The sequence below is a fragment of the Brevibacterium sp. CSND-B09 genome (genome assembly GCF_052906525.1).
Genome location: NZ_JBREGI010000001.1, coordinates 2,414,917 through 2,439,141 on the forward strand (window position 1 = coordinate 2,414,917; position 24,225 = coordinate 2,439,141).

Sequence of the window (24,225 nt, forward strand, 5' to 3'; positions counted from 1 at the left end):
ATGTCCACCCACAGGGGCAATGCCGTGCACTTCTTTCTCACACCTCTCAGCCAACTGAACACTGCCGCGTAGGAAGTGAACGATCATGATTGTTCAGCACTATCTGACGATCCTCCGCGAACGGTGGGTCTACGCACTGTCGACCGCCTTCGTCGTGATAGCTGCGGTAGCCGGGATCACGGCGCTGCAGCCCCCTATTTACGAGTCGTCCGCAAACGTCTTCGTCCGTACCGATCCCGGCAATTCGGTCACCGACCGTTCGGCCGCGGCTGATTACGCTCGGCAGCAGATCGACACCTATGCGGATCTCGTTACCACTCCTATCGTGCTTGATCCCGCCATCAGATCCCTCGACTTGGATGCCGACGCCGGACAGATCTCTGACAGGGTCTCAGCAGATGTCCCCGAAGACACTCTTCTCATCTCGATCACCGCAAGAGCAGACGGTTCCGAAGCGTCGGCGAAACTTGCGAATGCGGTGGCTGAAAGCCTGCAAGAGCAGGTCGCAGACCTCGAAACCACCAGCGGAAAGGCGACAGTCCAACTGACGGTCGTCACTCCGGCGACGGCGCCGAAAGCGCCGTCCTCGCCGAACCTCACACAGAACCTCGTGCTCGGATTGATCGCCGCGATACTCGCAGGGATGTTGTCCGCCGTGCTCAGAGATCGACTGGACAACAAAGTGCGCAAAGCAGATCACATTGAGCAGCTGACCGACGCCGCGGTGATCGGGACGGTCCCGCTGATCACTGCAGGAGAGAACCACGTCTTCGTTTCAGAGCACGGATCGCAGAACGTTCAGGCTGAACCGTACAGGGAGCTGCGATCGAATCTCCGCTTCCTTGAGCCGCGGGGCAGGAGCCGATCTCTGCTCGTGACTTCTTCCGTGAAAGGCGAAGGAAAATCGGTGACCTCCATCAATCTCGCTTCCGCCCTCGCCCGCGGCGGGGACCGCGTGCTTCTTGTCGATGCTGACCTACGCGATCCCTCTGTGCACCGGTATCTCGGAATAGAAGGGGGCGCAGGTCTGTCGACAGTGCTGATCGGGGATACCGAGTTGAAAGACGTCGTCCAACCTATGGAACTCGTCAACCTCGCCGTTCTTGCGAGCGGGCCGATACCTCCGAACCCGGCTGAACTGCTGGACAGCGAGCAGATGACAGTCTTCCTCGAAGAAGCCACCAAGCAGTACGACGCCGTTGTCCTGGACTCTGCGCCAGTGCTTGCTGCGACAGACGCAATAGCGATGGCTGCTCGAGTGTCTGGAACCGTCTTCGTCGCTCGAAGCGGGGTTGTGCGTCGAACGCAGATCACTCAGGCGCTGCGAAAGATCCAACTCGTGCGGGCGCGCCTTCTCGGACTCGTGCTCAATGGAGTACCCCGGACCACAGGCACAACATATTCGCAGAGTTATGGCAGCAGCTATGCCGAGCATTCAACTCGGAAAGATCCCGACACTTGGGCGCACCGCGCTGAGCCGGAGAACATCTATTCGAAGCAGCTGGCGGTCCGGCAGGCGGAGGCTCCTCCAGATTCCGACCGTGAGGTCCCCCTCTCAGCCTCTGACAGCTCGCGTCGTCCGGATCTGGGTTGTAGATCTGTATTCCCCGGGACAAGGGTGACCAGCAATGATTGAGTTCTTGCACAGGGATCGAACTGATCGAAATGGTGAATCGCCGAGGAGGTTCGAAGGGCCGGTTCTGCGCGCGATCTGGAGTCCGGTCAGCTCCGCAGAAGGTGCATGACTGTGCCGTCATCTGTCCGCACTCAGCAGAGCCCGTCCGGGGCCCGGACGGGTGCCCTCATGGACCCTGCTCATTCTCCGATCTTCGTGGCATCACTGACCGCAGTCTGTGCGCTGATCGTCGTCATTGCTCGCATATGCTTCTCCACGGACGTCGAAGCAGCCGCATTCTCGAGCGGGGTCATCGCCGCAATCTCCTTTGCCCACGGCATGACCCTTTTCGTGATCCTCGGACGTGATCGGATCACTATGCCGGGACTGTTCATGGCATCGAGTGCAGCAATCGTCGGAGTAAGCGGATTGCTCGTCATCCCGGATCCGTCTTTCATCGTCGGCTCCCACCCCGAGGTCTACCTCAATACGGCTTTGTTCGGCAGTACGCTGACTCAGATCGGGATCGGAATGCTCTGCCTGAGATCCGATTCAGTAGGACGTCCTCATGAGGTGGTGCTGCCTATCCGCTGCGTGCGGTGGGCCCTCGGCGCCGGAGTCATCACGATCGCGGCCACAGTTCTTCTGGGAGATCGGCTGGGCGTGCTGGCGGACGGATTCGGGTCAGCGGCGATTCTGCTCATCTGCATTGCGATTCTGCTCAGCCCGCGCGGTCTGAAGAACCCCTGGAATACCGTGACCATCGCCGGTGCACTTCTGGTGTATCCGACCGCCATCATCTCGGGGACAGGCCGTTTGCGAGCCATTGCGCTCATCTTGGCCGCTGTCTACATCTTCTTCCTCAGGTACGGGCGTCAATGGCTGAAAGTGGTCGGAGTCTTCCTCGCCCCGATGATTCTTGCGGTGTTGGGTGTATGGCGCAGGGAATACGAAGCCTCGTTGAGCGGCGAGCACGGGAACGACACAGGCCTTTCGTCGATGTTCGTCGGCATCGGCAACTTCGGGTCTCTGATACATGACTTCGACCTCGGAGGTCTCCCGACTCTCGGAGCATCGCTTCTGTCACCATTGCGGGCAGCGCTGCCCGATGGCTTCGCGCCTGACTGGATACCCGACGCTATCGGCTACCAACTCGCTGCTCTGACAGATCCGCAGCTGTACGGAACCGGGTTCTCCACGGTGGCAACCGTCTATGGCGATCTCTGGTGGAATTTCGGAGCGCTGGGCTTGGTGATCGGGGTTCCGCTTCTCGCCGTGATGCTTGATCGCATCGACTCATGGACGCTCCGCATCTACCGACGTGCTGTCCAGGGGCCACGCGACCTTCTGCTCTTGGTGTTCTTCGCAGCCCTATTGGGCGGGGTCGGGGACATAGTCTGGTCCGGATTCCACACATGGATAGTGCGAATGTACGCACGAATTGCAGCACTCGTCGTCCTCTGGCTGCTCACCTTCTACCTTCCGCGCCGAATCATTCCGCAATTCGTCTCCTTCCAGCAGGGGGAGCCGGACCGCCGTGCTGACAATGTAGACTCATCCGCCGACTCCCTCGACCACCGACGCCGGCGAACGGCCCAATACGTGAAGTTCTCAGCCGTCTCGGAACCGCAATGATTCTCGACATCGGCCCGACCTCGGCTGCACAGGGCAAGGCCCAAGTGCGTCGGCGCTTGCTGCTGTCTCCGTGCTCAGCCAGTACTGTCTGTTCAGATACCGTGATCTGAGCGGTCGGTGTGAATGTCGAAACGCACTCGAAGGAGGATTCCGGATGAAGAATTCGAACGGGCTCACTGTTGTCATTGCCTCTGCCGCGCACCGGGCGCACTATGTGGAGTGGTTCAAGACGGCCTTGCGAACCGAGGGAATCCACGGCGAAGTCATCGCGTTCGAGTATCGAGACACGGCCCCGACCCTGTCCCTGGCAGACCGTGGCGTGGTGATGCCGGCATACAATTCTCCTGAGTACCGCGAAGAGGTATTGAACTGGGTTCGGAGAGAATCGCCTGACCTGTTTGTCTCAGTGAATGACTACGAGCTTCAGGTGCTGGCCGGTGGCTTGGCAGAAGAGCTGCGCAGGGGCGGCTGCACGGTCGCAGCACTCGACGCCGATGCGCAGAACATCGTCCTCGACAAACACCTGATGGCTGCGAGACTGCGTGACCGAGGACTTCCCACCCCTGCAACTTGGCTCGGCAGTGAGGCTGACATTGCGCAGGCGACGAACTCGGGCGGCAGCTTCATCGTCAAACACCGTTTCGGAAGCGGATCAGACGGGCTTCGCATTGCCACAGGTGAGACTCTGCAGGAAATGGTCATCGAATCGGCGAAGACGGCAAGAGACGCAGGCGGACGACCGACAACTCACGGCGAAGACGCCGTCATCATCCAGACCCACTTACCCGGAACGGAGTTCGGCGTCGATGGAGTGTTTGCCCTCGATGGAACCGGCCGTCTGAATGGGGCACTTGCGCGTCGCAAGGACAGGATGAGAGGCGGAGACACCGATGTCGCCACAACTGTCGCGGCGAAGGGCTTCACCCAGGCGCTGGCCGAACTTGGGGACCTCCTCAAACCGGTGGGTCCGATCGACGTCGACTTCAAAGAAGACACCGAAGGCTCTCCCCAGATCATCGATATCAATCCGCGGTTCGGTGGAGGGTACCCGTTCTGTCACCTTGCGGGAGCGAATGTTCCCGCCTATCTGGTCCGTGAGTTGGCGGGACTGGCCGATGCCCCATCACTGTTGGACTATGAAGTCGGGGTGACGACGGCGAGAAGAGACGAATTCTCCGTTCTCCGTCGATAGTGCCGGCCAACAGCCGGCATGAGTCGCCTCGGAGCGTCAGGATCCTGCTTCAGGTTCTGTCATGAACCAGCTGCGACCGAGGCAGGTACAGATGCCGTGGCATGGAGCCACGAATGTCCGCCCAGATAGTCGTCCACCGAGCCCCTCCGCCTCACCAATTTCAGAGAATCGTCGTCCCGGACGAAGACAGCTGGAGGGAATTCGATGAAGGAAGACTGGTAAGACATCGTGTAGGCACCGACCCGGTAGAAGACGATCCGGTCACCTTCCGACAGCTGCGGCGCGTCTCTCAGGACTGTCAGGCGATCGTCCTCCATACAGGTGAAGCCGCAGATCACCTGTTCGGGAATCGATTCCTCAGAAGCGGCATCGATTCGCACATCGAACTCCCTCTGTCTCCGAAAGAGGGGATCGATATTGGTGCGACTGGCATCAGTGACCACGTACCGGTGATCTCCGACGAATTTGACGTCGACTACTTGTGAATGAAATTCCACAGGCACTGCGATCAGCGAACCGCCCGGTTCGACGATCAATTGAGTTCGATCGATGTCGACCGCTCCCTCGAGTCCTCTGCGAATCGTCGACACATATTGGTCGAATGTCGGAGTTCCGACAGGGCTGCCGAAGAACCCGCCGCCGATATCGATCCATTCGAGATCGAGGTCGAACTCGGAGATGAGCTCGGCAGCGAGCTCTGCCGACGCCGTGTAGACTCCCAAACTCTGTGTGAGCGAATTCCGGTGCATATGGAGACCAGCCACCCTCACCCCTGCGGCCGTCAGTTCAGACATCGCTGCGCCGAGTTCACCGTTCTCCGCATTGAACCCGAAACGGCTGTGCTGTCCCGACGTCGTGCTCTCCCCGGGACATCTCTCTTCGAGGTTCCAATTGACACGCAATCCCACTGAAAGCGTCTGCTCGGGCTGCTCCTTGGCAAACTCGGCGGCCCACCTGACCTCTCGCTTTGAATCCAGGTTGACGACTGACCCGTGGGCGAGGGCTTGGCGCAAGCGCTGCCGACTCTTGACCGGGCCATTGAATACGATGCGATCCGGGCGATACCCCACGGACAGCGCAAGTTGGTACTCGGCATCCGATACCACCTCTGCCCAGACGCCTTGCGTATTCATGAAAGACAGAAGCCATGGCAGTGCATTCGTTTTGAAAGAATACGACAGCACTGAATTCGGCCATTGATTCAGAAGTGCTTGGCGAAATCTATCGATGAATTCTTCGAGGACTGATGAGTCCAAGACAAAAGCCGGCGTTTGGGGCTCGTCCTGCCGGGTCCCGTGCTGCGCCACTTCAATCACTCTCTTCTGTGCTTCATGTCGTGTATTCAAGCAGTCTACGGAGAGCAGTTGGGGTGCGGGGGCGGTCCGCTGTTTATTGCGGAGAACCGCATACTGAAATCGGGGCGTCCGATGATAGAAATAGAATCAAGTCAGCGCAGGCAGATCTGAATCTCAGTCTTCGCAGTAATCTCCTGCGTCCTGATGTTTGAATTCTGTAGTTCATGATTTCGGTCCGGGCGAAATCCAGCTATCCAGAATTCGCTTGATGTACCCGGTGAGCGTGCTGACTCGTGTGGTCTCATTCACGCATGAAACGGAAGCTGGTTGCCAGTCGTGTCCAACCGAAGAAGCCGCCGACTGCACTCCCTGACGCCTTCCGGCCGGGGAGACTCAGACCAGACCGAGGAGGACGGTTTGACAGCTAAGCCAGAGGCGATCATCATCAGCTCAGCCGGGAGGCGTCTGTACCTCATCGACTGGTTTCGCGAGGCTTTCGACGCACTTGGCGTCGAAGGGCGAGTGATCGTTGCCGAAAACGATCCGACAAGCTCCTCCGCTTCCTACGGCGACGTCAGCCGGAGTCTGCCGAAATACGATGATCCGGACTATGGTCCGGAGCTGATGCGCCTGGTTGTCGAATTCGACCCCAGGATCTTCGTTTCGGCGAACGACTACGAGCTCATGCATGTCCATGTGAATAGTGGACTTGCGAACTCTCTTCGGGACAGGGGCGTGCTTGTGCCGGGAGTATCGGCAGCATGGCAGGCCGGCTGCGCAGACAAGCTGCAGATGGCGAAGATGCTCGCCTCCATCGAGGTTCCGACGCCGGCGACCGTCAGCGGCGCGGACGACCAAGGAATCGATGAGCTGAGTGCCCAGACCGACGAGTTCGTCGTCAAGCACAGATTCGGCAGCGGGTCCTCGGGCCTGCGGGTGGTCTCAGCAGATCACGTCCGCCAGGCGGTGACAGAAGCCGCGCTTTCTGCCCCGTCGGCAGGTGGGCATTCGGGTACGCGGGATGATGTTGCAGTGCAGCCGAAGCTCCCGGGAACCGAATACGGTGTCGACATCATCGGGAGCCTCACAGACAGTGGAATGCTCAGCGGCGTGCTGGCGCGCCGCAAGGTTCGCATGAGGGCTGGAGAGACGGACAAAGCCGTGACCGTCGACCCCGCACCATTCACTCGAATCGCTGAGCGGATCGCCGAAGCGTCAGACCTGACAGGCCTCATCGACGTTGACGTGTTCGTCGATGACTTCGGTGGGGCTTCCGTGATCGACATCAACCCTCGATTCGGCGGTGGATATCCATTCGTCCACCTCGCCGGTGCAGATGTGCCTCTCTACTATCTTGCACAGGTCCTCGGGGTTGATATCGGTGAGAGCTGGAACCGATACGAATTGGACGTCGTCTCCGCGAAATATGAGAGCATCCGCGTCACGGGTTGACGAAGAGGACCCAGACGTGAATTCGGTGAGGTTGAGATGACGTCGCCCTCAGCTGCCGACTTTCACGTTCCGGTGCGAATTTTCGCCGAGGCGGGTGGCGAAGTCACGCATCTTGTGCGTGGCATCCGATCGGACCAGGTCCCGAAGCGCCAGCAGGGAAGAGAATGCGGTGTAGATCCGCGGTCGCAGCGGCAGATCCCAGACTCCGATGTATTCGTGCGCATCGGCTCCCATGCCGGCCTTGAAGTGAATCAGACCCGCAGTCGGAACATCGGGATCCAAGGTATCTTGGACCCCGCCGATATCGATGACTTCGACTCCGTCTGCGACGGCACGACGGATGATCTCCCAATAGAGGGCATTCGACGGCCTCACCTCGGGCCGGAGAGTGCTTGTTGCGGCAAAGATGCCCTGCACCCTTCGGCCGAGCTGCGCTGTCGCCTCGGCGGCGAGAACCTCGCCATTGTGCCTGGCGACGTCAAATGCGATGCGACCAGGAAAGTCAACAGTCAATGTTGTCAGGACTGCCTCTATGTAGCTTCGAGGCTTTGCATTGAAACGGTTGCGGTCGGCTGTCTCCGCCAATATTCCGAGCACTTCATCGAGATCTGCCAGTTCGCCGGTCTGCGCTTGCACTCCCGCGCGGTCGGCCTTGCGGATATTCTTTCGCCACGTCTTCGACATCCGTGAAGAGACGGCCTGCTCTGAGCCGCCTTCCAGCGAGAGATGGAAATTGAATCTGGGCTGGCTGGCTTCGGCTTCCTTGTTGCCACGGACTTCCTTCCAGCCGAGTCGTGACAACTGTCGCACGATGTCACTTCCGACAGGATTGGTGTCGTCGGGGGCGAGATCGTCGAATCGTGCGACGCCGGGATCCGTGAGACCCTTCTTCACAGTGTCGGCATGCCAGCTTCGCAGCTTCAACGGCGGAGCAATTCTGACGGCGAAGATGTTCTCTGCGCGCAGATGAGAGGTCAGGGCGTGCAGCTGCTCAACCGCATCCGGGGCGGCCCAGTCGATCAGTGGCCCCTGCGGAATATATGCAAATCGGAGCCCAGTCCCAGGCAGATTCTTGTACTTGACGAGCGTCGCAGCGACCAGTGCTCCCGTATTGTCTCGGATACCCAGCAGCTCATAGTCCCAGATCTGGCCGCGTGCGTCTCCCCATTGCGGAGTCTGCTGGTAGCTTGCGGTCTCGAAATTTTCGAGGAACCGGTGGTAATCGGCGCTTTCAAGGGTTTCAACCGTATGCATGGAATCAGGGTAGGGAGGTACGGAGGGGGCAACCGGAGATCACGATGCAGCTTTCGTGCATCCGCACTCCATTGGCGGATGACCGCATATCGCTCCCGTCGGTCGACAATCGCCGACGGATGACAGGCACATTGGGAGTCCGGACAGGTCAGCAAGCTGCGTGCCGGTCATCCGATTGTTGACAGCGGGACGTCTGAGAGGGGAGCTCACGTGTACGTCGATGAGCGTGACGCGGGTGCGATCCGCCGAGATGAAGGATGGGCGACCATGAGCTCGAATGCTGAAGGGAAAGCGCAAGATCCTCGCCGCAGTCTGGGAGACTTCATCATCGAACTCGAATCTTCAGGCGTGGGCCCGGTCGACACCGAGCTCTGCCACCTGCTGTGGACTGAATGCGCCGGTCGTGCTCTCTTCGCCGAGGCGGTCCTCCGTGCCGCAGCCACCGCCGGCGTCACAGTGGAGCCCGAGTCTGCTGCCTTCGCCGATTGGGTCGTCGAACTGTGTCCACGGCTGTCCCTGGAGCTGGGACCCGGTGACACGGCGGCAGCCTCGGTGCTCGCTCAACTCAGCGCTGTGTCAGAGCCGACCGCCGTGCGGGCGCTGACCGCGGTGGCTGATGACCTCCTCGGCGGAATCGGGGTCAACGACCCCGAAGGAGTGCTGATCCGACTCCACTCCAGCGGGATGCTCACTCGTGTTGAGGATTCGGTGCGGGGCTCACTGCTGCAGGTTCCTACCCTCATCGCGGCCAAGCTGCGATATGACCTCACCACCACACCCGATGCGGGGCCGGTGGTCGCCTCACTTCTCGAAGTGCTCATCGAACATATGGAATCGGCAGGCGCCATTGAGCCCGAACTCCTCAGCGACGTGCTGCTCTTGGCCCGACACGGCGGCTGCTGGCCCCAGCTGCTGCGAGTGACCGAGGCAGTGGGCATACCGATGTTCCTGCTCACTCCGCGGACCGCCTGCACCGCGTTTCGTCTTCTGCCGCCCAAGACTCGTGCGAACTGGCCCGGACTCGAATTCTTCGGAACACTCGCCGAGGACATCGACGCTGATTCCGCTGCCGCCGATCCGGCACGCATCCGTGCCGCCGTGATCAGGCATACCGGGCCCGGACTGCTGAGGTCACGACTGCCGGCGATTCTCGGCGACTCGGCACCGGGAGAAGATGGGAGCGGAGAAATCCGGCCGGACGGATTGCCGGTGGATGTCATCGACACCGTTCGTCAACTGATCGGTCTCGCCGATTCCGGCCGGCACCGTGATGCCGCAGAATTGGGCATCCGTGCCGCGGCGAAGATGCCCAGTGTGCGTGGGCGTTCCGTCGTCCGACTCCTCACTGCGATCGCACTCCACCATGCAGCCGAGTCTCGCCGGGCACTGTCCCTGCTCCATGAGATCGAGGGGCCAGCTCGGGCCGGTCACATCGACGGCGACTTCCTGCTGCCGGCAATCATCGCGTGGACAGCTCTCATCTCGGCCGTCAGCGGCGACTGTGAACGAGCCGATATCCATCTCGCATTGGCAGCAGAGTCGTCCGAGCTCAGCCGAGCCTGTGATGGAACCGGCTCTGTCGCAGGTCGTTCAGCAACACGGCCGAGCGGCATCGTCGACGAGCTCGTCACTCCGCCGCTGCGTATCGCGGCGGCGCTGCGGGCTCTCGACCGTCTCGACGTGCAACGCGCTCGGACGGAATTCGACGCGTTGTCCGCTTACCCCGAGCTGCGAACATTGTGGGTCTATCTGCCTCTCATCGCTCGGACCTTGGCAGTGCTGTCCGCAAAGTCCGAATCCGGGTTGCTCTTCGTCAACGATGATGCCGAGCGGTATCGCGATTCCGGAGTTCTATCCGCCGCTGAGAAGGATCTGCTTGCGTTCGGACGCAGCATGGTCTTCATCGCGCTCGGTCAGCTGCGGTGGGCCGAGCTCGACCGAGAAAGGCTTTCGCCGGCGTGTGATGCGCGCATCGTCCTCGACGTCCGCTCAAAGCTCGTGGCAGGTCGCAACGCCGAGGCGATCGCGTGCGCCGATACCTGGTTCTATCACCGTTCGCTCAGCCCGCGCAGCCGCGCAGAACTCGCCGCCATCCGAGCAGCAGCCAAACTGCGTACAGGGGACCAGGCCGCAGCGCAGAGTGATTTCACGACGGCTGTGAGTCTCTCGACCTGGGTGAGCTCACTGCTGCCGCTTGCACTGCTGCCGCTGACCGATCGCAGCCGACTCGTCGACCTCACAGCCGACTCGCCCGTATGGGCGGAAGCCGCGAACGAGTTCGCCGCGACCTTCGCTTCACCGGAGCAGCTTATGGAGCGGCTGCGCCGCATCGGCTCGGTCTCCGTGGAGCTGGCAGAAGCGCCGCAGCTCAACGTCGGCGAAGCCCAACTCATCGACCTGCTGGCACGTGGCCTGTCCGTTGCCGAGATCGCCGGCGAACTGCAGCAGGTGCCCGGAACCGTGAAGAACCGTCTTTCGGCTCTCTACCGCAAATTCGGAGTTTCGAACCGGGCGGACGTCCTCAGCCGCGCCCGGTCCTTGGGGTACCTCACGCCGTGACGAGGTCCCGCCTTCGGAATCCGAGGATCCCAGCCCCGACGAGGACCACAGCGATCCCTGCCAACCACAGCACCGCCTCGGCGGAGAGATCCTGGGCCGGATACTGGCCGATATGGGTGAACAAGGACAGATCGAGGACCGCGTCGTCGAGCTGCATCAGCCCGCCGAAGAGGGCGAGCACCGCCGAGGCGCCGAAGACGATCCAGCTCAGGCTCATCAGCCGCGGGGCGAGGCCGTAGAGCAGGTAGGCGAATCCGAGCAGCGCCCAGATCGACGGCGCCTGCGCGAGATGCCCGAGCAAGGTCGGCCACACCAGGGACCAATCGTCCATCGACATCGCGGCACCCACCCCTTCACCGAGGCCGGCCATGCCCATCAGCCAACCGGCCCCGACCAGAGTCACCATTGCCCAGGAAGCCAACCATCCGCTGCGGGAGACCGCGGTCGCGAGCACCGGTTCGGTGTGGAAAGAGGACTCCTCCGACCGCAGCCCACCAGCGGCGATGACCGCATACGCGGCGACGATGATGGCGAAGTACAGGGCCATGTATCCGAGGTAGCCGTCGACGATTCCGGACCGACCGCCCATGATCGACAGGATCTCCGGCGGCATCCCCGCCGCTCCTTCGTCCATGGGCCCGGTGAACGATCCGAACACCACACCCATGACCAGCATGCTCATCGACCACCAGATCAGGCTCGAGGCCTGCAGGCGCAGCGCCAGACCCAGCGGCGTCGACAGCAGCGGTCCCGCCTGCGACCGGCCCAGCCGTTCTGCGACGATTCCGGCACCCAGGTCACGACGAGACTGCAGCATCGCGGCCGCGACGACGAGGACCGTGAACAGACCAGCCGAGTACAGCAGCGGCCACCAGCGGTCGAGGGTGAACGGTGCCGTCTGCTGCGCCCACCCCAAGGGCGAGAGCCACGACAGCCAATCGAGGCCACCCCCGGACACGTGCGACATATCACCGATCCCGCGGAGGACGAAGCTGAGTGCGAGCACCGCTCCGGCCATCGACGAGGCGGCCCTGGCGAACGCGCTCAGCTGCACAGTGACCGCGGTGAAGGCGGCGAAGACACAGCCCACCGCGCCGATTCCGACCGTGAACAGCATCGTCGCCGACCACGAATCCGGTTCGGCCTGAGAGAATCCGAACGCCGCAGCCATGCCCGCGCTGAGCAGGAGATTCATGAACACCGTGAGCGCAAGTGCGGCGATGAGCTGAGTGTGCCGACCGGTGACGCCGGCGCGAACGAGTTCGGCCCGCCCCGTCTGCTCCTCGGCGCGCGTGTGGCGGAAGATGGTGAGGATCGACATCAGAGCCGCCCCGATCATGAGGAACACCCCGTACATGCCGACGATGAACCGCGGGATCGTCACCTGGTCGAGCCCGTAACCTGGCCCCGTGATGAGCGCCATCACCGGATTCTTCGCGAACGCCGTCATCGCCTGCAGCGAATCCGAATCCATGACCACGGCGATCGCATTAGCGAAGTACGCGGTGAGCGCAGAGAGAGCAAGCACCCAGATCGGCAGCCACAGGCGGTCCCGCCGCAGCATGAACTTCAGCAGGTGACCCAACCCTGCCAGGTTTCCCTCGCCTAGGCGGCCACGCCGAACACGTTCATGTGCACCATGATGATGCCCGGTTCGCGGTGAGTTCCCGGGGCCCCCGTGGACAGTGCGATCCCCGTCGTCTGTGTATGCGGCCAGCAGATTCATGACTCCTCCTTGCCGTAGTGACGCAGCAGCAGCTGCTCGAGGGTCGGCGGGGTCGCGGTGAGCGATTCGACATCGTGTTCGCCGAGCGCCCGCATGATACGGGGCAGCTGCGCCGTATCGGCGCTGAAATGCAGTCGCGAACCTTCGCGGACGAGGTCGTGGACTCCGGTCATCTCGGACAGGGCGGGCACATCGTGTTCGAGTCCGACGGTGATCGTCGTCCGCGACAGGTGCCGCAGCTCGGACAGGGTCCCCGTCTCGACGATGCGACCCGAGCGGATGATCGACACCCGATCGGCCAGGGCTTCGACCTGGGCGAGGATGTGGCTGGAGAGCAGCACCGTGCGACCGGCGTCCTTCGCCTCGCGGATGCAGTCCTGGAACACCGCTTCCATGAGCGGGTCGAGTCCGGCCGTCGGCTCGTCGAGGAGCAGCAGTTCGACGTCCGAGGCTAGGGCGGAGATGAGCGCGACCTTCTGCCGGTTGCCCTTCGAATAGGTCCGGCCCTTCTTCCGCGGGTCGAGGTCGAACCGCTCGATGAGCTCATCGCGACGACGCCTGTCCACCCCTCCGCGCAACCGGGCGAACAGGTCGATCGCCTCACCACCGGTCAGCCCCGGCCACAGCTCCACATCGCCGGGAACATAGGCCAGGCGGCGGTGCAGGGGCACCGCCTTCGCCCAGGGATCCTCGCCGAGGAGGCGCACCGTGCCCGAGTTATGTCGCAGGATTCCGAGCAGGATCCGGATCGTCGTCGACTTGCCGGCGCCGTTGGGGCCGAGGAAGCCGTGGACCTCGCCGCGGGCGACCTCGAGGTCGAGGCTGTCCAGGGCGCGGACGCGTCCGTATGACTTCACGACCTCCCGCATCGAGATCGCCGCCGAGGCGGATGCGCGGCCGTCGTCGGTGCGGCGGGGACGGGTCAATGTGCTCATGGTTCCTCATCTCCTGGTTGAGAGTTGTCGGGGACTGACTCGAGGGCACCGTGCAGGTAGAGGTCGAGCAGATGCGGGGCGAGTCGGGTCATCATTGCGGTGGTGTCATCGGTGCCGAGGACCGAATGCAGGCGGTGCTCGAGCAGGGAGGGGGCCAGTGCCATGACCGCGATGGTCGCCGCCTGTCCACGAGAATCCTCGCTCTGTCGAAAGGTGTAGCCGGCGAATCCTTCGGTGATATAGGACTCGACGAGGTTGACGTAGTGGTCGAAGTAGCGCTGGCCATGCTCGCTGGGGTCGAGCAGGGACTTGACGAGGTAGTCCACAGCAGTGGACATCTCGGGGTCGTCGAACATCATCTGCACTGCCATGGTGGCGTAGCCGGCGTTCGCCGCCTTCGACTCAGCGATTCGCTCGAATACGTGTTCATCACACGCACTGCGCAACGCGTCCTTCGACCCGAAATGGTGGATGACCAGGCCGGGGGAGACCTCGGCGGCAGCGGCGATGCCGCGGACCGTCGTCTTCGTGAACCCGTGGCGGGCGAACTCGGCGACGGCGGCAGAGAGGATCTTCTCGGCAGTCTCCGGAGAGGTGTTGGGAGAGCGGCGCGAGTTGGAATCGGGGTTCGTTGAACGCATGTTTAATATTAAACGCGTGTTCAATGTCGAATGTCAATGGGTCGCGAGAATCTTTGCCTGCACCTATTTACATACAACCATTCGGTTGTATGATTGATCGCATGAAAGGACTTCTCGATGACGAGGCGGATGCGCTGTTCCAAGCATTGGCCGACCGCACTCGGCGCGATATCGTACGCCGAGTCGCAGGAGAAGGGCTTTCGGTGACCGATCTGGCCGCCGACTACGACATGAGCTTCGCCGCAGTGCAGAAGCACGTCGCGGTCCTCGAACGTGCAGGACTGGTGACGAAGCGACGAGTCGGAAAGCGGCAGATCGCTCACGCAGAGGTGGGTCCGCTTCGCACCATCAGGAGCATGCTCGCCGAACTCGAAGACCAGTGGGTCGACCGAGTGCAGAGAATCGACGACCTTCTGGCCGGGGACGAACAGGCCGGGTCGTGAGGCAAACCACCGCAATGCTTAAGGAGCAGCCATGCCGGTCATCGACACATTTCATGACGAAGAGACACTGACGCTGACGATCGTCGCCGAGTTCGCGGCGCCGCGCGAACGGGTGTGGGAAGTTTATGCCGATCCCCGCCAGCTCGAGCAGATTTGGGGTCCGCCGACGTATCCGGCCACGGTAGTCGACCATTCGCTCGAGCCCGGCGGCAGAGTCACATACTTTATGACGAGCCCGGAGGGCGAGAAGTTCTGCGGACTGTGGGAACTGACCGCCGTCGACCGTCCCGCGCGCCTGGAGTTCCGCGACTACTTCGCCGATGAGGACTTCAGCGTCGTCGAATCGATGCCGGGAAGCAGCTGCATCTACCGCTTCGAAGCGACCGAGACCGGGACTCGTGCCACCTACGAATCGGTCTTCGACTCGGCTGAGGGACTGCGCACCGTGTTGGAGATGGGTGTCATCGAAGGCTCGACCGGAGCGATCAACCAGATCGACGATCTGCTCGCCCGGCAGTGAGCCGGTGCGGCCGGCGCCCGGCCTCTCCGCAATGCTTCAGCTTTCCTCGCGGGCCTGCATGGAGTGGGCCGGGGCGTCGGGTCGGACGGGAATGATGAGCGCCAGGCCGACCGCCAGAACAATGAGGATGCCCAGCGTCCCGGCCCGCTGGAAGCCGAAGATCTGGATCGCCAGGGCGAACATCGCCGGGCCCAGGAAGCTCACGGCCCGGCCTGTCGTGGCGTAGAGTCCGAAGTTCTCCCCGGCCGACTCCGGCGGAGTGATGCGGGCCAGGAACGACCGACTCGACGCCTGAACCGGACCGACGCAGAAGCTCAAGATCAGGGCACAGACCCAGAACACGGTTGCCTCGGCGCTGAAGAGGATCGGCAGTCCGCCGAGGATGATGACGATGAGACCGGCGATGATGACGGGTTTCGGTCCGAGCCGATCATCGAACCACCCGGCGATCATCGCCCCGGCACCGGCGGCGACGTTCGCGGCCACGCCGAGGATGATGATCTGGGAGGCGGAGAACCCGTAGCTGCCGGCGGCGAGGACGCCCGCGAACGAGAAGATCGCGGCCAGACCGTCCCGGAAGACCGCCGAGGCGATGAAGAACCGCAGCGTCTGATGCTCGGTCGACCACATCCGGATCAGACGGCGCACGAGTGCGGCGTAGTCGGCGATGAATGCTCGGATCGGGTGCCCACCCGAAGTGCCCTTGACCTTCGCCCCTGGTGCCGAGAACAGAGCGGGGATTGCGAAGATCGCAAACCACACGGCGGACAGGACCGCGACGATGCGGAACCGCAGTCCCTCCTCGTCGCTGGCGCCGAGGAAGCCGACCTCGGGTTGGATGACGAGGACGAGGAGGATGACGAGGAGGACCAACCCTCCGACGTATCCCATTCCCCAGCCGAATCCGGAGACCCTGCCGACGTTGTCGGGTGTGGTGATGCGGACCATGATGCCGTTGTAGGACACCTCGGCGAATTCGAAGAAGACGCTGCCGACGGCCAAGAGCAGAAGGCCCAGCCACAGATAGTCGGGGGAGTCGCGGACGAAGAACAGCCCGAACATCGTGAGCACGACGATTGCGGTGTGCACACCCAGCCACAGGCGATGCCGACCCCCGGCGTCGGCCCGGGTGCCGGCGGCCGGGGCGACGACGGCGATGACGAAGCCGGCCGCGGCCATCGACCAGCCCAATGCCGAGGATCCGGCCTCCTCGGTGGCGGCGACGGACTTCGTCAGATACGGGGCGAAGACGAAGGTGATGATCACGGCGTTGAAGGACGCCGAGCCCCAGTCCCACAGGGCCCAATTGAAGATGCGCAGGCGATTGCCCGAACCGGGCGGAGTCAGCGTCGAGGCCATGAGGCCACTGTACTGAATGCAGCGTCCGAAGCGAGGTCTGAGCTAGGGTCGGGCCTCCTCGGCGGCAGGATCCGAAATTGCGCGCCGGGGTCCTCCACGTTCGGTGCCAGGGGAGAGCATCCTCGGTGAGGCCGCCATTGGGACCTCCTGCCATGGGCGGGACGGAACGAGTAGGCTGGTGGCAGCAGAAACGGCCGACCCCGACCAAGGAGCATGTATGCCCATCGCCAGCCCCGAAGTGTATGCCGAGATGATCGACCGCGCGAAGACCCAGGGCTTCGCCTACCCCGCGATCAACTGCACCTCCTCGCAGACGATCAACGCCGCCATCCGCGGCTTCGCCGAGGCCGGATCCGACGGCATCGTGCAGATCTCCACGGGCGGTGCCGAATACATGTCCGGCCCGACGGTCAAGGACCGCGTGCGGGGTGCCATCGCGTTCTCCGTCTTCGCCGCCGAGGTGGCCAAGAGCTACGACGTCAACATCGCGCTGCACACCGACCATGCACCGAAGGACGCCGTCGAAGCCTGGGTCAAGCCCCTGTTGGCCGCGTCGACCGAGCGCGTGAAGAACGGCGGTGAGCCCTACTTCCAGTCGCACATGTGGGACGGTTCCGCGGTTCCCCTCGACGAGAACCTCACTCTCGCTGAGGAGCTGCTCGAGCTCTCGACGGCAGCGCACTCGATCCTCGAGATCGAGGTCGGCGTCGTCGGCGGCGAAGAGGACGGCGTCGAGAACGAGATCAACGACAAGCTCTACACCACCGTCGAGGACGGGCTGGCCACCGCACGAGCGCTGGGTACCGGCGAGAAGGGCCGCTACCTCACGGCTCTGACCTTCGGAAACGTCCACGGCGTGTACAAGCCCGGCAATGTGAAGCTGCGTCCCGAACTCCTCGGTGAGATCCAGGAGAAGGTCGGGGCCGAGGTCGGCAAGAAGGCTCCCTTCGACCTTGTCTTCCACGGCGGCTCGGGTTCGAGTGCAGAAGAGATCGCCGAGGCGGTCCGCCACGGAGTCGTGAAGATGAACATCGACACGGATACCCAGTACGCCTTCACCCGCCCCGTCGTCGAGCACATGTTCCGCAACTACGACGGAGTGCTCAAGATCGACGGCGAGGTCGGCGACAAGAAGCTCTACGACCCGCGCTCCTACGGCAAGGCCGCAGAGAAGGGCATGGCCGAGCGCATCGTCGAAGCCTGCCAGAACCTCGGCTCGGCAGGCACCAGCCTGAAGAAGTGAGCCGGCTCAGTCGGCTGGGCCAGCACGGTCGGCTTAGCCAGCGCGGCCAGCTCGGCTGGTGAGCCGGAGGGCAACAGAGTCTGCCCCGTGAACCGACAGCGGCCGTCGCCCGATTCAGGGCGGCGGCCGCTTTGTGGGGGTGCTGCGCATGCTGAACCGTCGAGAAACGGGCTGAGTGTCGAGAAACGCACGCGCACACCCGTGTCTCGACACTCAGCCCGTTTCTCGGCGAGATTCCACTGTGAATGGCACGAGGCCCGGGACGCCATTGTCCCGGGCCTCGCAGTCTGTCCCTCGGTTCGGCGGACGAGGCGTCAGCCGAACGATCTGCCTCCCGATCGGGCTGCTTGCCGTACGGCCGGCAGCCCGATCGGGAGGGGCATCAGCCTTCCGGCACCGCTTCGCCGGCTTTGAGACGAGCCACGCGCTGATCCCAGAAGTCGGCGTTGCGCACGCCGATCTTCTCGGGCTCGAACACCGGGTCCAGGCCGTGCTTGGTCTGGCGCTCGAAGTCGCGCAGGAGCTTGAACGCCGGCTGCTGCAGGATGAGGATGCCGATGATGTTCAGCCAGGCCATGAGGCCCACGCCGATGTCACCGAGCGCCCAGGCGCTGCCTGCCGTCGACATCGCACCCACGGCGACGGCGATGAGGATGAGCAGCTGCAGCACGCGCTTGCCGATGGCGAGCACCAGGGTGTTCTTGACCTTGCCCAGCAGGTACACGAGATTCGTCTCGGCCATGTAGTAGTACGCGACGATCGTCGTCAGGGCGAAGAGGAAGATCGAGATCGCGATGAAGCTGGCGCCGAAGCCGTGGATCATCGAGTCGAGTCCCGCCTGGGGCCACTTCTCGCCCGGAGTTGCGGCGATCTCCTCGGCCATCTGCCCGCGGCCGGTGCCGATGATCGTCGTCTCGTCGGCGTCGAAGACCTTGTACATGCCGGTCGAGAGGATCATGAACGCGGTCGCCGAGCACACGAACAGGGTGTCGATGTAGACCGAGCCGGCCTGCACGAGTCCCTGCTTCGAGGGGTGCGAGACCTCGGCAGCCGAGGCTGCGTGCGGTCCGGTTCCCTGTCCGGCTTCGTTCGAGTAGATGCCGCGCTGGACGCCCCACTGGACCGCCATGCCGATGATTCCGCCGAAGGCCGCTTCCGGTCCGGCGTCGATGCCGAAGGCCGAGGTGAGCATCAGCTGGAAGACCGGAACGATCTGGTCGGCGTTGATGATGGTCACGGCGATGGCCGCAACGATGTAGATGACGGCCATGAATGGCACGGCCAGCGAAGCGAAGTGCGCGATGCGCTTGATTCCGCCGACGACGATGAAGCCCATGATGATGACGAGCGCGATTGCGGTGCCCCAGGTGGGAACGCTCCAGGCGTTCTCGACGGCGCCGGAGATCGCATTGGACTGGATGCCCGGCAGCATGAAGGACATGGCGATGACGGTCACGGCCGCGAAGACCATGCCGTAGACCTTGAACAGTCCGCGGGCCTTGGTGTGGCGGTAGGCCTTTTCGAGGTAGAAGGCCGGGCCGCCGCGGTACTCACCGGTGCGGGGATCCTGTTCCTTGAAGATCTGTCCCAGGGTGGATTCGACGTAGGACGTCGAGGCGCCGAGTAGGGCCGAGATCCACATCCAGACGACGGCACCGGGGCCGCCGAAGCCGATGGCGGTGGCGACACCGGCGATATTGCCGACGCCGACACGACCTGCCAGAGAGATCGCCAGAGCCTGGAAGGACGAGACTCCCTCATTGGAGCTCTTTCCCGTGAACATCTGCTTGAAGATGGCGGGGATCTGACGGATCTGAACCGCGCGCGAGCGGATCGTGAAATAGACACCTGCGCCGAGGCACAGGTAGACGAGGGCGGATGACCACACAACCCCGTTGAGCCAGTCGATGAAAGCGGACACGCTTCTCCATTCGTTCTTCCGCGCCGGGATCGCCGACACGGTGTTGCTTAATAAGCGTCTGTGCCAGAGCACCGGCCGGCGGGGGACCGGCCGGTTTCACGAGAGTTTGCCTAGCGTTCTCTGTGATGCACCTCATAAGTCAAACCGATTGTCATCGGTGACGCAAATCGCATTCGCCGAGGCGGCTCCCCGTTGCGCCGTCGACGTCCGAGCCGTGGGATTCGTTGGGCCGGGGAGCGCATCGCGGCGTGGGCGGGCGCAATGAGGGGCGATGCTGGAAGGGATCTCAGTCATTGCGGCAAGGGATGTTTCGCTGTGGCGTCAGGGCCGCCGCGGCGAATTGTTGCGAAGTCGTTGCGAACTGGATCACTTCATGTGCGTCAGTTCACTATTTGGGACGGGAACCGTAAGATGTGGTGCGGATCTCTTCGAGCAAAGAAGACACGAAGAGCACTTGTGAAAGACAGGAACACCATGAAACGACGAACTGGCGCAAAGGCTGTGGCCATCGCTGCGGCCGGCGCTCTGCTCCTCTCCGCCTGCTCGACCTCGACGACCGGAGGCGGCGGCGGGGACGACAAAGGCGGAATGCTCACGGTCGGAACCACGGACAAGGTCGTGGCTCTCGACCCGGCTGCTGCGTACGACAACGGAAGCTCGCTCGTCGAGCAGCAGATCTACCCGTACATCCTCGCCTACAAGCCGGGTACGGCCGAGCTCAACCCTTCGATCGCCGAGTCCGCTGACTTCACCGAGCCGACGAAGTACGAGGTCAAGCTCAAGGACGGACTCAAGTACGCCAACGGCAACGAACTGACCTCCTCGGACGTGAAGTTCTCCTTCGATCGTCAGCTGAAGATCCAGGATCCCAACGGACCCTCTTCGCTGCTGGGCGGTCTGAAGTCCGTGGAGACCCCGGATGAGAAGACCGTCGTCTTCAACCTCAAGCGCAAGAACGACCAAACCTGGCCCGGAGTCCTCGCCAGCGCCGCCGGACCGATCGTCGATGAAGACGTGTTCTCGGCCGACAAGGTCACGAAGGACCAGGAGATCGTCGACGGCAAGGCCTTCGCCGGCCCGTACACGATCGACGGCTTCAAGTTCAACGAGCTGATCACTTACAAGGCGAACCCGGACTACAAGGGCTTCATCGAGCCGGCGAAGACCGAGACCGTGCAGATGAAGTATTACTCGGACGCGAACAACATGAAGCTCGACGTCCAGGAGAACACCATCGACGTCGCGTGGCGTTCGCTCTCGGCCACCGACGTCGAGGACCTCGGCAAGAACGAGGACCTCAAGGTCCACAAGGGTCCCGGTGGCGAGATCCGGTACATCGTGTTCAACTACGACACGATGCCCTTCGGCGCGAAGACCGATGACGCCGACGAGAAGAAGGCGCTCGCTGTGCGTCAGGCCATGGCCGACTCCGTCGACCGTCAGGCGATCGCCAGCCAGGTCTACAAGGACACCTTCACTCCGCTGTACTCGCACGTGCCCGACGGGCTTCCCGGCTCCGACGAACCGCTGAAGTCCGAATACGGCGACGGCAAGGGCGGCGCCGACGTCGAGAAGGCGAAGAAGGCGCTCAAGGACGCCGGAGTCAAAACCCCGGTCGAGCTCAAGCTCCAGTACAACCCTGACCACTACGGACCCTCCTCAGGCGATGAGTACGCCCTGGTGAAGGACCAGCTGGACAAGACCGGGCTGTTCAACGTCAAGCTGCAGTCGACCGAGTGGGTCCAGTACTCGAAAGACCGCACCGACGACGTGTACCCGATGTACCAGCTGGGCTGGTTCCCGGACTACTCGGATGCCGACAACTACCTCATGCCGTTCTTCTACGATACGGATGAGACTCCGTCGTTCCTCGCCAACCACTATCGTGACGAAGCGATGAACAAGGAGCTCAACGCTCAGTCCTCGATCGCTGATAAGGGCAAGCGCGAAGATGCCCTGAAGAAGATCCAGGGTGAGCTGGCCGACGAACTGCCGACCCTGCCGCTGCTGCAGGGCAACCAGATCGCCGTGTCCGGCAAGGACGTCAAGGGCGTCGACGACACCCTCGACCCCGCTTTCCAGTTCCGTCTGGCACTGCTGAGCAAGTGATCACCCACACGAGGTGCAGGTGAGCCGATCAGGCCGCCTGCACCTCGTGGCGCGTCCGCGGTGAGGTCCGTACACCTGCAGTGACCCCCGCCGAGCTGTCCCTTGCCGCTGGCGCACCGAAACACATCCCATAAGGAACACATGTCTGCTGCCATCAGCGAACCAGGGGCTGAGGCCGCCGAGACTTCGGTCGCGGTCAAGAAGCCCTCGGGAGGCGGTCTGGGACGTTATGTCCTCATCCGCTTCCTGCTCATCATTCCCACCATCTTCATTCTCACCACTCTGGTGTTCTTCCTCATGCGCATCACCGGTGACCCGATCACCGCAGCGTTGGGAGGACGCCTGACGAAGGCCCAGCTGGCCGAGCGCGTCCACGCCGCCGGCTACGACCGGCCCATCCTCGTCCAGTACTTCGAATACCTGGGCAATCTGCTCAAAGGCGACTTCGGCACAGCGGTCTCCGACGGACAGCCGGTCTCGTCGATCCTGCTCAATTACGGAGCAGCGACCGTCGAACTCGTCTTCTACGCGCTCATCGTCGCGTTCATCCTCGGCATCCCGCTGGGCATGCTCGCCGCCTATCACCGCGACAAGGCCCCCGACGCGGCACTGCGTGTGCTCGCGATCCTCGGCTATGCGACCCCGGTGTTCTTCGCGGGCATGATCCTCAAGCTCGTCTTCGGCGTCTTCCTGCCGATCCTGCCCGTCGCCGGCCGCGGCACCACAGAGACCGAATACATCATGTCCGGTGTCGTCGGCCCGACGAGGTTCTACCTCATCGACGCCCTGCGCATCGGCAACTTCTCGGTCCTCGGCGATGTGCTCGCCCATGCGGTGCTGCCGGCGATCGCCCTCGGCGTGCTCACCGCCGGAGTGTTCCTCCGGCTCGTGCGCACGAACCTCATCGGCACGCTCGAGCAGCAGTACGTCGACTCCGGTCGATCCCGCGGAATCTCCGAATACCGCCTGGTCACCAAGCATGCGTACCGTCCAGCGCTGATCCCGATCATCACGGTCATGGGTATGCAGATCGCGCTCATGCTCGCCGGCGCCGTGCTCACCGAGACGACGTTCGAGTGGAAGGGACTCGGTTTCAAACTCGCCGAGTACCTGACCGCCCGTGACTTCGTGGCAGTGCAGGGAATCGTCGTGTTCCTCGCCGTCATCGTCGCGGTCACGAACTTCCTCGTCGACGTCATCGCCGCGTTCATCGACCCGAGAGTGAGGTACTGATGTCCACTTCAGACAACCCGCAGAACCAGGGCCCGGCTGAAGAGGCCCAGACCTTCGCCGAGGAGGCTCCCGGCTCCGGAGTACCGGCAGTGGCGTTCGACGACCGGGCCAAGAAGTCCTGGTTCTCCCGCCTGCCGATCATCTCGCATCTGCGCCAGTCCGTGGGGCTGCAGCGCGGAATGCTCATCACCGGCCTCGTGCTGTGCGGAATCGTGCTCATCTGCGCGATCTTCGCTCCGCTCATCGCCCCGTACGGTTTCAACCAGCTGGGCACCTCCGAGGGCAACTTCGGGTCGAAGCTGCCACCCGGCGGCACCCATATCTGGGGCACGACCGTCGGCGGCTACGATGTCTTCTCCCGTGTCGTCTGGGGCGCCCAGACCGCAGTGGCCGTCATCGTCGTGGCCGTGGTCATGTCGATCTTCGCCGGTGTCATCCTCGGTCTCGTCTCCGGCTACATCGGCGGATGGCTCGACCGCATCCTCGTCGTCATCGCCGATGCCGTCTACGCCTTCCCGACCCTGCTGCTGGCGCTGGTCATGTCGATTGCGATCTCCGGCGGTCAGTCGAGTGCGTGGGGCGGCATCGCCGCGGCCGCATTCTCGATCACGGTCGTCTTCATCCCGCAGTACTTCCGCGTCGTCCGTGCCGAGACGCTGCGGCTGAAGGCCGAACCGTTCGTCGAATCGGCGATCGTCCTCGGCGCCTCGAAGACGCGGATCATCTTCAAGCACATCTTCCGCAATGCCACTCGGACCCTGCCGCTGATCTTCACACTCAACTCCTCCGAGGCGATTCTGACCTTGGCCGGACTCGGGTTCCTGGGCTTCGGAATCGAACCCACTTCGGCGTCGGAATGGGGATACGACCTCAACAAGGCACTGCCGGACGTCACCTCCGGTGTGTGGTGGACGGCGGTGTTCCCGGGCGTGGCCATCGTGCTCACGGTGCTGGGAATCACCTTGGTCGGTGAGTCGATGAACGACCTCAACGACCCGCGTCTGCGCGTGCGACGCAAAGCCAAGGTCAAGAACGTCAAGCCCGCGGAGGTCACGGCATGAGCAAGCAGAAACACGAGCGGACCGCGTCGGCG

The 24,225-nt window shown here is 62.9% G+C and carries 18 protein-coding genes; 11 read left to right on the plus strand and 7 right to left on the minus strand.

The window, feature by feature from the left end:
• Positions 1–85 precede the first annotated feature (85 nt).
• From ACU4IU_RS10820 to ACU4IU_RS10830, 3 genes are all read left to right on the plus strand, one after another.
• Entirely contained in the window at positions 86–1,636 is a 1,551-nt protein-coding gene (locus ACU4IU_RS10820) for a polysaccharide biosynthesis tyrosine autokinase (RefSeq protein WP_446656705.1), read from the plus strand.
• Between the two features lie 111 nt (positions 1,637–1,747).
• A complete protein-coding gene (locus ACU4IU_RS10825) occupies positions 1,748–3,250 on the plus strand; it encodes a hypothetical protein (protein WP_446656706.1) in 1,503 nt (500 codons plus the stop codon).
• 154 nt (positions 3,251–3,404) lie between these two features.
• Entirely contained in the window at positions 3,405–4,442 is a 1,038-nt protein-coding gene (locus ACU4IU_RS10830; protein WP_446656707.1) for an ATP-grasp domain-containing protein, read from the plus strand.
• 59 nt (positions 4,443–4,501) lie between these two features.
• On the opposite strand, the gene ACU4IU_RS10835 is transcribed toward ACU4IU_RS10830, so the two are convergent.
• Positions 4,502–5,758 (minus strand): hypothetical protein, encoded by a 1,257-nt coding sequence (locus ACU4IU_RS10835; RefSeq protein WP_446656708.1) that lies wholly within the window; start codon positions 5,756–5,758, stop codon positions 4,502–4,504.
• 396 nt (positions 5,759–6,154) lie between these two features.
• Between ACU4IU_RS10835 and ACU4IU_RS10840 the strand changes: the two genes are divergently transcribed.
• Entirely contained in the window at positions 6,155–7,189 is a 1,035-nt protein-coding gene (locus tag ACU4IU_RS10840) for an ATP-grasp domain-containing protein (protein WP_446656709.1), read from the plus strand.
• Between the two features lie 48 nt (positions 7,190–7,237).
• Here ACU4IU_RS10840 and ACU4IU_RS10845 read toward each other — a convergent pair whose 3' ends face one another.
• On the minus strand, positions 7,238–8,443 hold the full coding sequence (locus ACU4IU_RS10845) for a lipid II:glycine glycyltransferase FemX (protein ID WP_446656710.1): 1,206 nt from the start codon (positions 8,441–8,443) through the stop codon (positions 7,238–7,240).
• Between the two features lie 267 nt (positions 8,444–8,710).
• Here ACU4IU_RS10845 and ACU4IU_RS10850 point away from each other — a divergent pair, with 267 nt between their 5' ends.
• Complete coding sequence (locus ACU4IU_RS10850; RefSeq protein WP_259358366.1) at positions 8,711–11,002, plus strand: helix-turn-helix transcriptional regulator; 2,292 nt, start codon at positions 8,711–8,713, stop codon at positions 11,000–11,002.
• Here ACU4IU_RS10850 and ACU4IU_RS10855 read toward each other — a convergent pair.
• From ACU4IU_RS10855 to ACU4IU_RS10865, 3 genes are all read right to left on the minus strand, one after another.
• Positions 10,992–12,587, minus strand: coding sequence for an ABC transporter permease (locus ACU4IU_RS10855; protein WP_446656711.1), 1,596 nt, complete (start codon positions 12,585–12,587; stop codon positions 10,992–10,994). The genes ACU4IU_RS10850 and ACU4IU_RS10855 overlap by 11 nt on opposite strands.
• Before the next feature lie 137 nt (positions 12,588–12,724).
• A complete protein-coding gene (locus ACU4IU_RS10860) occupies positions 12,725–13,663 on the minus strand; it encodes an ABC transporter ATP-binding protein (protein WP_420095560.1) in 939 nt (312 codons plus the stop codon).
• Positions 13,660–14,304 carry a TetR/AcrR family transcriptional regulator gene (locus tag ACU4IU_RS10865; protein WP_446656712.1) on the minus strand — a complete coding sequence of 215 codons (645 nt, stop codon included), beginning with the start codon at positions 14,302–14,304 and terminating at the stop codon, positions 13,660–13,662. Before ACU4IU_RS10865 ends, ACU4IU_RS10860 begins: the two co-directional genes overlap by 4 nt.
• Before the next feature lie 101 nt (positions 14,305–14,405).
• Between ACU4IU_RS10865 and ACU4IU_RS10870 the strand changes: the two genes are divergently transcribed.
• A complete protein-coding gene (locus ACU4IU_RS10870) occupies positions 14,406–14,747 on the plus strand; it encodes an ArsR/SmtB family transcription factor (protein WP_446656713.1) in 342 nt (113 codons plus the stop codon).
• 31 nt (positions 14,748–14,778) lie between these two features.
• Complete coding sequence (locus ACU4IU_RS10875) at positions 14,779–15,267, plus strand: SRPBCC family protein (RefSeq protein ID WP_172171885.1); 489 nt, start codon at positions 14,779–14,781, stop codon at positions 15,265–15,267.
• Positions 15,268–15,303: 36 nt separating this feature from the next.
• On the opposite strand, the gene ACU4IU_RS10880 is transcribed toward ACU4IU_RS10875, so the two are convergent.
• Positions 15,304–16,626 carry an MFS transporter gene (locus ACU4IU_RS10880; RefSeq protein ID WP_446656714.1) on the minus strand — a complete coding sequence of 441 codons (1,323 nt, stop codon included), beginning with the start codon at positions 16,624–16,626 and terminating at the stop codon, positions 15,304–15,306.
• A 217-nt stretch (positions 16,627–16,843) separates the two neighbouring features.
• Between ACU4IU_RS10880 and fbaA the strand changes: the two genes are divergently transcribed.
• Positions 16,844–17,869, plus strand: coding sequence for a class II fructose-bisphosphate aldolase (gene fbaA / locus ACU4IU_RS10885; protein ID WP_446656715.1), 1,026 nt, complete (start codon positions 16,844–16,846; stop codon positions 17,867–17,869).
• A gap of 382 nt (positions 17,870–18,251) precedes the next feature.
• Here the strand turns inward: fbaA and ACU4IU_RS10890 are convergent, their stop codons facing one another.
• Positions 18,252–19,790 carry an alanine/glycine:cation symporter family protein gene (locus ACU4IU_RS10890; protein ID WP_446656716.1) on the minus strand — a complete coding sequence of 513 codons (1,539 nt, stop codon included), beginning with the start codon at positions 19,788–19,790 and terminating at the stop codon, positions 18,252–18,254.
• A gap of 474 nt (positions 19,791–20,264) precedes the next feature.
• Between ACU4IU_RS10890 and ACU4IU_RS10895 the strand changes: the two genes are divergently transcribed.
• The 3 genes from ACU4IU_RS10895 (at position 20,265) to ACU4IU_RS10905 (ending at position 24,193) form a co-directional block, all read left to right on the plus strand.
• Positions 20,265–21,899, plus strand: coding sequence for an ABC transporter substrate-binding protein (locus tag ACU4IU_RS10895; RefSeq protein WP_139469085.1), 1,635 nt, complete (start codon positions 20,265–20,267; stop codon positions 21,897–21,899).
• A gap of 141 nt (positions 21,900–22,040) precedes the next feature.
• Positions 22,041–23,132 carry an ABC transporter permease gene (locus ACU4IU_RS10900; protein ID WP_139469086.1) on the plus strand — a complete coding sequence of 364 codons (1,092 nt, stop codon included), beginning with the start codon at positions 22,041–22,043 and terminating at the stop codon, positions 23,130–23,132.
• Positions 23,132–24,193 carry an ABC transporter permease gene (locus ACU4IU_RS10905; protein WP_446656717.1) on the plus strand — a complete coding sequence of 354 codons (1,062 nt, stop codon included), beginning with the start codon at positions 23,132–23,134 and terminating at the stop codon, positions 24,191–24,193. Before ACU4IU_RS10900 ends, ACU4IU_RS10905 begins: the two co-directional genes overlap by 1 nt.
• Positions 24,194–24,225 lie beyond the last annotated feature (32 nt).

Bases quoted from the DNA above. Each gene is read 5' to 3' on its own strand.
- ACU4IU_RS10820 (WP_446656705.1), top strand. From the start codon at position 86: ATGATTGTTCAGCACTATCTGACGATCCTCCGCGAACGGTGGGTCTAC.
- ACU4IU_RS10865 (WP_446656712.1), bottom strand. From the start codon at position 14,304: ATGCGTTCAACGAACCCCGATTCCAACTCGCGCCGCTCTCCCAACACC.
- ACU4IU_RS10880 (WP_446656714.1), bottom strand. From the start codon at position 16,626: ATGGCCTCGACGCTGACTCCGCCCGGTTCGGGCAATCGCCTGCGCATC.
- ACU4IU_RS10850 (WP_259358366.1), top strand. From the start codon at position 8,711: ATGAGCTCGAATGCTGAAGGGAAAGCGCAAGATCCTCGCCGCAGTCTG.
- ACU4IU_RS10895 (WP_139469085.1), top strand. From the start codon at position 20,265: ATGAAACGACGAACTGGCGCAAAGGCTGTGGCCATCGCTGCGGCCGGC.
- ACU4IU_RS10905 (WP_446656717.1), top strand. From the start codon at position 23,132: ATGTCCACTTCAGACAACCCGCAGAACCAGGGCCCGGCTGAAGAGGCC.
- fbaA (WP_446656715.1), top strand. From the start codon at position 16,844: ATGCCCATCGCCAGCCCCGAAGTGTATGCCGAGATGATCGACCGCGCG.
- ACU4IU_RS10860 (WP_420095560.1), bottom strand. From the start codon at position 13,663: ATGAGCACATTGACCCGTCCCCGCCGCACCGACGACGGCCGCGCATCC.
- ACU4IU_RS10900 (WP_139469086.1), top strand. From the start codon at position 22,041: ATGTCTGCTGCCATCAGCGAACCAGGGGCTGAGGCCGCCGAGACTTCG.
- ACU4IU_RS10845 (WP_446656710.1), bottom strand. From the start codon at position 8,443: ATGCATACGGTTGAAACCCTTGAAAGCGCCGATTACCACCGGTTCCTC.
- ACU4IU_RS10875 (WP_172171885.1), top strand. From the start codon at position 14,779: ATGCCGGTCATCGACACATTTCATGACGAAGAGACACTGACGCTGACG.
- ACU4IU_RS10870 (WP_446656713.1), top strand. From the start codon at position 14,406: ATGAAAGGACTTCTCGATGACGAGGCGGATGCGCTGTTCCAAGCATTG.
- ACU4IU_RS10830 (WP_446656707.1), top strand. From the start codon at position 3,405: ATGAAGAATTCGAACGGGCTCACTGTTGTCATTGCCTCTGCCGCGCAC.